This window comes from Serratia sp. BW106, from assembly GCF_002607755.1.
Classification (GTDB): Bacteria; Pseudomonadota; Gammaproteobacteria; order Enterobacterales; family Enterobacteriaceae; genus Serratia; species Serratia proteamaculans.
The window spans coordinates 25,060-32,254 of the sequence record NZ_MCGS01000033.1; the positions used below are offsets into that span (position 1 = coordinate 25,060).

A 7,195-nucleotide genomic window follows, 5' to 3' on the forward strand; every position below is an offset into this window, starting at 1 on the left:
GGCACCTCAGGTTAAGAAATCGTTCTGCCGTAGAGTACGGGGGGAATAGCCGAACTCACGTTTGAAAAGCGTGGAAAAGTGATTGCTGTCACCAAATCCGCATTGGTAGGCAATGTCGGTGATGCGGATTTCATCCTGACGCAGCATTTGCCGCGCCTGCAGCAGTCGCAGCCGGTTGAGGTAACGCTGCGGAGTATTGCCGGTCTGCTTTTTCATCTGGCGGTGCAGGGTGCGCAAGGGCAGGCAAAAACGCTCCGCCAACTCATCCCATTTGATTTCATCACTGTAGTGATCCGCCAGCCAGTCCAATAGCCGCCGCAGACGACCTTCCTGATCGTCAACGGCAGTGGCGATACAGCCCTGTCGTAACAGCACCAGCAATTGCATAAACAGCAGCTCCTGCTGTGCCAAATGCTCCAGGTTGAATGCCACAGGGGTCTGCTCCAGCCGCTGAATAATAATTTGCACCTGTGCCAGCAATTTATTGTTGATACGCCAGTGCGGTTGCTGATCCTGTGCCAGCGGCAACAGTTGATCCAGCCCGGCGAGAAAGCGGAAGGCATTAGGGCCACGGTACAACACGTTAGTCAGATGCAGATTATCGGTTTGCTCGTAGAGATGGCGATCGCAGTCGCGGATAAAACACACGCAGCCGCTGCACAGCGTTTGCGGCCGACCGTTCAGCACGTGGGTTCCGGCGCCCTGTTCCACAATCACAATTTCGTGAAAATCATGATGATGTTCAGGAAAGCTCGACTGGGGTTCCCGCGGTTCGATCACGACCGGGTAGGGGCTTGAAGCGAAAAAATCACTGCCGTACAGCATCGCCATCTTTCGATCTCCGTTAACCAATTTGTAACAGATACTAAAGGAGGCGTCGGGCGGTCGCCTTTAATTTGCAACGCAAAAAGGCGTCACACTGCGTTCATTTATCAAGAATGGCGCGGAAAAATGCCAAAGTGCGCGCGGCATCACAGGCGGTAAAAAAAACAAAACGTGAGCTGTATCGCGTAAATCTTTGCCGTATTGCCAACCCGCCTGACCGGCTGGCAGTGGTGATAAGGTGTCGTTTGCCTGGGGTTTTAGACTGATGCCATCGATTCATCAGGAAGCCACCCCATGAGCACTCGCAATATTGTCTCCATCGATCTTGGTGCCTCCAGTGGCCGTGTGATGTTGGGCCGCTATCAGTCCGACGACCGGAGCATCAGCCTGCAGGAAGTCACCCGCTTTCGTAATCACCTGGTGTCGATCGACGGCCACGACTGTTGGGATATCGATGGACTGGAGCACGCCATTCGTCAGGGGCTGCAGCAGTTGGATCAGCAAGGCGTCACGCCGGACAGCATAGGGATCGACACCTGGGGTGTGGATTATCTGCTGTTGGATAGCGAAGGGCGGCGGGTTGGGCTGCCGGTTGCCTACCGTGATGGCCGCACCCACGGGCTGATGCAACAGGCACAGCATGAGATGGGCACCCAATGGCTGTATCAACGCACCGGCATCCAGTTTTTACCTTTCAATACCCTCTATCAGTTGCGCGCATTCAGTCAACGTCACCCCGAATTATTGGACCGTGTCGCTCATGCCTTGCTGATCCCGGATTACCTGCATTACCGGCTTACCGGGCAACTGAACTGGGAATATACCAACGCGACCACCAGCCAACTGCTGAATATTCACAGCGGCGACTGGGATCCTGAATTGCTGGCCTGGGCCGGTGCCAAAGCCGCCTGGTTCGGTCACCCGACAGCGCCGGGGAATACCGTCGGGCATTGGCGGATGGCCAGTGGGGCGCAGGTACCGGTGATTGCGGTAGCCACTCATGACACCGCCAGTGCAGTGCTGGCGACGCCGCTGCAGGATCAACACGCCGCCTACCTGAGTTCAGGTACCTGGTCGTTGATGGGCTTTGAGAGTCGGCACCCTTACACCGGTGCGGTAGCACAGGCGGCCAATATCACTAACGAGGGCGGCGTCGAAGGGCGTTACCGGGTGCTGAAGAACATTATGGGGCTGTGGCTGCTGCAGCGGGTGTGTGAGGAGTTGAATATCACGGATCTGTGCCAACTGGTCGAGCAGGCCGCGGCGCCGCCGGGCTGTCGATCGCTGATCAATCCCAACCATCCGCGCTTTATCAACCCGGCGGCGATGGTGGCTGAGATCCAGCAGGCCTGTATCGAGCAGGGCATGCCGATGCCGCATAGCCCGCCGGCGCTGGCGCGTTGTATTTTCGACAGCCTGGCGCTGCTTTACCGACAGGTACTGGGCGAGTTGCAGACCCTGCGCGGACAACCCTTCAGCCACTTGCATATCGTCGGCGGCGGTAGCCAGAACCCTTTGCTCAACCAGCTTTGTGCCGATGCCTGCGGGATCCCGCTGTCAATCGGGCCAGTCGAAGCCTCGACGTTGGGTAACATCGGCAGCCAATTGATCGCGCTGGGTGAGGTGGAGGATGTCGCTACCTTCCGGCAGTTGGTGGCCAACAACTTCCCGCAACAGATTTTTTCACCGCAGCCGTTCGGGGCCTTTACGGCCGGCTGGCTGCGGTTTCAGACGCTTAATCCCGCGATCAAGGAGCTTTGCTTATGACCCGACCTATTGAACAGGCGTTTGCGCTCGCCAAACAGCGTTTTGAGGATCTCGGCATCGACGTCGAGCAGGCGCTGACGCAGTTGGACAGCATTCCGATCTCGATGCACTGCTGGCAGGGCGATGACGTGCGCGGCTTTGAAAATCCGCAGGCGGCCCTGACCGGCGGCATTCAGGCCACCGGTAATTACCCGGGCCGGGCAACCAACGCCAACCAGCTCCGCGCCGATCTGGAACGCGCCATGTCGCTGATCCCGGGGCCAAAGCGGGTGAATCTGCATGCGATCTATCTGGAAAGCGAGGTGCCGGTGGAGCGTAACGCTATTGAACCGGCGCATTTTAGCCACTGGGTGGAATGGGCCAGGGAGCATCATCTGGGACTGGATTTTAACCCGAGCTGTTTTTCACATCCCTTGAGCAGTGACGGCTTCACCCTGGCGCACGCCGATCCGGCGATTCGGCGGTTTTGGATCGAACACTGCCAGGCCAGCCGCCGCATTTCGGCCTATTTCGGCGAGCAGCTCGGCACGCCGTCGGTGATGAATATCTGGGTGCCGGACGGCATGAAAGATCTCACCGTTGATCGGATGGCGCCACGGCAACGCCTGCTAAGCGCACTGGATGAGGTGATCAGCCAACCGCTGGATCCCCGGCACCATATCGACGCGGTGGAAAGCAAACTGTTTGGCATTGGCGCAGAAAGCTACACCGTCGGCTCTAACGAGTTCTATCTGGGCTATGCCACCAGCCGCCAGGTGGCGCTGACGCTGGATGCCGGGCATTTCCATCCAACCGAAGTGATTTCCGACAAGATTTCCACCGCCATGCTGTTCGTGCCGCGCCTGTTGCTGCACGTCAGCCGCCCGGTGCGCTGGGACAGCGACCACGTGGTGTTGCTGGATGACGAAACCCAGGCCATCGCCCATGAAATTGTGCGCCACGGTCTGTTCGACAAGGTGCATATCGGCCTCGACTTCTTTGATGCATCCATTAACCGTATCGCTGCCTGGGTGATCGGTACGCGCAATGCCCGCAAGGCATTGCTACGCGCGTTGCTGGAACCGGTGGAATTGCTGCGCCGTCTGGAAAACGCCGGCGATTACACCGCCCGGCTGGCAATGCTGGAAGAGCAGAAATCGCTGCCGTGGCAGGCGGTCTGGGAAATGTATTGCCTGCGCCATGAGGTGCCTGCCGATGCCGGTTGGCTTGGCGAAGTTCGCCAGTACGAAAAACAAATTCTCAATCAACGTTAAGGGCGCCGTATGCAACAACTTCTTTCTTCATGGTTTGTTCAGGGCATGGTGAAAGCCACCTCGGATATGTGGCTGAAAGGCTGGGATGAACGTAACGGTGGCAACGTCAGCCTGCGGTTGCTGGACGAGGAGGTGCAGCCGTTCGCGGCGGATTTTTATCCGCAGCCGCGCCGCGTCGAACTGAGCCAACCGGCGGTGGAACTGGCCAACTGCTGGTTCCTGGTGACCGGTTCCGGCAAGTTTTTCCGCAATGTGCAGCTCGATCCGGCCGACAGCCTGGTATTGCTGCGGATTAGCGAGGACGGCCACGCTTACAGCATTCACTGGGGGCTGACCAACGGTGGCGTGCCAACGTCGGAGCTGGCATCACATTTCCAGTCACACTGCGTGCGTAAAACCCTGACCGAGGGGCGCGACCGGGTGATTATGCATTGTCATGCCACTAATCTGATTGCCCTGAGTTACGTGCTGGAGCTGGACTCGGCAAGCTTCACCCGTATGCTGTGGGAAGGCAGCACCGAGTGTCTGGTGGTGTTCCCCGACGGCGTGGGTATTGTGCCCTGGAGGGTTCCGGGCACCGACGGGATCGGTGAGCACACCTCGCAGCAGATGTGTTCACACTCGTTGGTACTGTGGCCGTTCCACGGTATTTTCGCCAGCGGCCCGTCATTGGACGAAGCTTTTGGCCTGATCGACACCGCTGAAAAATCGGCTCAGGTACTGGTGAAGGTGTTGTCGATGCAGGGGATGAAGCAAACCATCAGTAAAACGCAGTTGATCGCACTCGGTGAACGCTTTGAGGTGAAGCCCTGGGCGGCGGCGCTTAATGTGGTGCGTGAGCTATGATCCGCAAGGCCTTTGTGATGCAGGTCAATCCCGACGCGCATCAAGAGTATCAGCGTCGCCATGCGCCGATCTGGCCGGAGCTGGCGCAGACCTTAAAGCAACACGGCGCGCATCACTACAGTATCTTCCTTGATAGCGGCCGCAGCCTGCTGTTTGCCGTGGTTGAGATTGAATCGGAAACACGCTGGCAGGCCGTCGCGGCGACCGAAGTATGCCAACGCTGGTGGCTGTCGATGCGTGAATTGATGCCCAGTCATGCCGATAACAGCCCTGTGAGTGAGGTGTTAACCGAGGTGTTTTATCTGGAATAGTCGGCAGGCGAGGGGATACCCCGCCTGATTTCCGTTCAGGCACTGGCACCGTCAAACGGATGGATCTTCAACGAATCCAGTGCCAGCTCCGGTACGCAGCGCAGGTTGACGGCGCACATTGCCGCGCCATCCGGGCCTTTACCGTAGGCGAAGGCCTCAGTGCCGCAGGTTTGGCAGAACTGGTGCTGAATGATGTGTTTGTTAAAGGTATAACTGCGCAGTAAGGTTTCACCGCTGTTCAGTACAAAGCTGTCGATCGGGAAGAACGCCAGCAACATGCCTTTACGGCGGCAGATTGAACAGTTGCAACTCAGGGCCTCATGGGGCAGATCGGCGTTTACCGTAAAGGTGACGGCGCCGCAGTGACAGCTTCCTTTAAAGGACATAATGGTTCACCTGCTGGAAAACTCAGATTGAGCAATTATAGTTCACTTATTCACCGGATTGATTTGGCTGGGGCATATATCAGCGTGGAGAATGTGGATTCTGTGGTTCGGCCCATTAGAAATACCTTTAAATTCTGCTAAGTTAGTCACTAGCGTAATCACAAGGAGAGAACGATGTTAGAGCAATACTACCCGGCCACGATGAGCTCCAAACCGATCACGGATGAGCAGCATAAAAGACTGGTGGCGGTGCAAGCGGCGCTGGAACTGATCAAGGCCACGTTGTCCGATACCAACGACGGTAACGGCGTGGATTTTCAGCTGAAAGCCGCTGAAAAGCACATTGGCCCGATGGCCGACGCCATCCAGGAAGCGTTGAAATAAATCCCGCTCCTGATAATCAACCGCCCACTTCACACTCGGGCGGTTTTTTTATGCCGTTTCGCTGGCGAACCAGGTTGAGCAACCCACCGCATGATTGCTGTGATTTTTTCATTAGCGTATTGCCTTTTTTCCGACTAGTGCTGTTTTCAGCCCCAACCTACTATGCAGATCCGGTTAATTACCAGGTTTCCTGTCATGTTCCAGAACACCGTATCATCAACTTCACCGCTGCGCTTTGGTGGGATTACGCTGCTGGTCAGCTTCGTCTTGTTCTTTGCGGCTGCCGCGCCGACCCAGGGCGCGCAGGTTATCACCTTTGTCCCCGATGTCGCTGGGGGATATCCCGAGAGCATTGCCTGGAATGAACACGCCGGGGCGTTTCTGGTTTCGTCGCTGCGCGGCGGGCAGATTGGCCTGGTTTATGAGGATGGGCGCTACAGGCGTTTCGCCGTCGGTCGTTCACAAATCACGACTTCCGGTATTGTCGTTGACGCCGTGCGCAACCGCGTGCTGGTCTGCAACGAAGATGTAGGCATTGCGCTCAAATCTTCACCCGGTACGCGCAATCGCGTCGCGCAGGTGCTTGAGTTTGATCTCGACACCGGTGCACTGCAGCATATATATGATTTCTCGCCGTTGAGCAAAGGATCGACGCTCGCCAACGATCTGACCATCGATGCGCAAGGCAATGTTTACGTTACCGATAGTTTTCAACCGCAGATTTATAAAATCGACCAGAAAACCAAGGCGGTTTCGATATTGGTGCGTTCCGAACGCCTGATGCCGGTCACGACCACTGCGGCGTCGGGGGCAAAACCCTATCTCAACGGCATTGTTTACCACCCGGACGGCTACCTGATCGCCGGGGACTATTCCCGTGGTCTGTTGTGGAAGGTGGCGCTGGATGGAACGCACGCGCTAAGCGAAATCAAGCTGCCACAGCGTCTGAAAGGGCCTGACGGGTTACGTCTCAAAAGCCCTGACACCCTGGTGGTGGTACAGTCTTTCCCCGGCGCCGGGCGGGGCATGTCGGGGGATGTGACGCTGCTTTCTTCATCCGACGGCTGGGCTAGCGCCCGCATTACCGCGGTTGCCACGCCGCCGGGATTGGATGGACCCACTGCGGCGGCCGTCAAGGATGGCGAGGTTTGGGTCGTCAATTCACGTTATCCCCGTCTCTTTGCCGATACGGCCAATGCCGATCGCACGCGCGAGTTTAGCCTCGTCAAGGTGGCGTTTAGCGATGGCCAGAACGTCACCGGGTCGCCATGAAGGGCCGTAGCGCCCACCGACGGGGCGTGGATTTTCAGCTGAAAGCCGCTGAAAAACACATTGGCCCGATGGCTGATGCCATCCAGGAAGCGTTGAAATAAATCCCGCTCCCGATAATCAACCGCCCCAGTGAAGTGAACCCCGAAAGTTG

8 protein-coding genes are annotated in these 7,195 nt (G+C 57.3%); 6 read left to right on the forward strand and 2 right to left on the reverse strand.

The window, feature by feature from the left end; genetic code table 11:
• Positions 1 to 6 precede the first annotated feature (6 nt).
• A complete protein-coding gene (gene rhaS / locus BEI65_RS20355; protein WP_099064859.1) occupies positions 7 to 831 on the reverse strand; it encodes an HTH-type transcriptional activator RhaS in 825 nt (274 codons plus the stop codon).
• A 288-nt stretch (positions 832 to 1,119) separates the two neighbouring features.
• Here rhaS and rhaB point away from each other — a divergent pair, with 288 nt between their 5' ends.
• From rhaB to rhaM, 4 genes are read left to right on the forward strand one after another with little or no spacing between them, the layout of a single operon-like run.
• Positions 1,120 to 2,592: a rhamnulokinase gene (gene rhaB, locus BEI65_RS20360; protein WP_099064860.1), complete on the forward strand. Its 1,473-nt coding sequence runs from the start codon at positions 1,120 to 1,122 to the stop codon at positions 2,590 to 2,592.
• The gene (locus BEI65_RS20365) at positions 2,589 to 3,845 is read left to right on the forward strand and encodes an L-rhamnose isomerase (RefSeq protein ID WP_099064861.1); all 1,257 of its coding nucleotides are present in this window, start codon (positions 2,589 to 2,591) and stop codon (positions 3,843 to 3,845) included. The genes rhaB and BEI65_RS20365 overlap by 4 nt, the downstream gene beginning before the upstream one ends.
• Positions 3,846 to 3,854: 9 nt before the next feature.
• Complete coding sequence (gene rhaD, locus BEI65_RS20370; RefSeq protein ID WP_099064862.1) at positions 3,855 to 4,691, forward strand: rhamnulose-1-phosphate aldolase; 837 nt, start codon at positions 3,855 to 3,857, stop codon at positions 4,689 to 4,691.
• Positions 4,688 to 5,002 (forward strand): L-rhamnose mutarotase, encoded by a 315-nt coding sequence (rhaM, locus tag BEI65_RS20375; protein ID WP_099064863.1) that lies wholly within the window; start codon positions 4,688 to 4,690, stop codon positions 5,000 to 5,002. The genes rhaD and rhaM overlap by 4 nt, the downstream gene beginning before the upstream one ends.
• A gap of 35 nt (positions 5,003 to 5,037) precedes the next feature.
• Here the strand turns inward: rhaM and BEI65_RS20380 are convergent, their stop codons facing one another.
• Complete coding sequence (locus BEI65_RS20380; protein ID WP_099064864.1) at positions 5,038 to 5,388, reverse strand: GFA family protein; 351 nt, start codon at positions 5,386 to 5,388, stop codon at positions 5,038 to 5,040.
• A 174-nt stretch (positions 5,389 to 5,562) separates the two neighbouring features.
• Here BEI65_RS20380 and BEI65_RS20385 point away from each other — a divergent pair, with 174 nt between their 5' ends.
• The gene (locus BEI65_RS20385) at positions 5,563 to 5,772 is read left to right on the forward strand and encodes a hypothetical protein (protein ID WP_037422351.1); all 210 of its coding nucleotides are present in this window, start codon (positions 5,563 to 5,565) and stop codon (positions 5,770 to 5,772) included.
• Between the two features lie 195 nt (positions 5,773 to 5,967).
• Positions 5,968 to 7,044, forward strand: a complete 1,077-nt coding sequence (locus BEI65_RS20390; protein WP_157765471.1) for an SMP-30/gluconolactonase/LRE family protein — start codon at positions 5,968 to 5,970, stop codon at positions 7,042 to 7,044.
• The last annotated feature ends 151 nt before the right edge of the window (positions 7,045 to 7,195 follow it).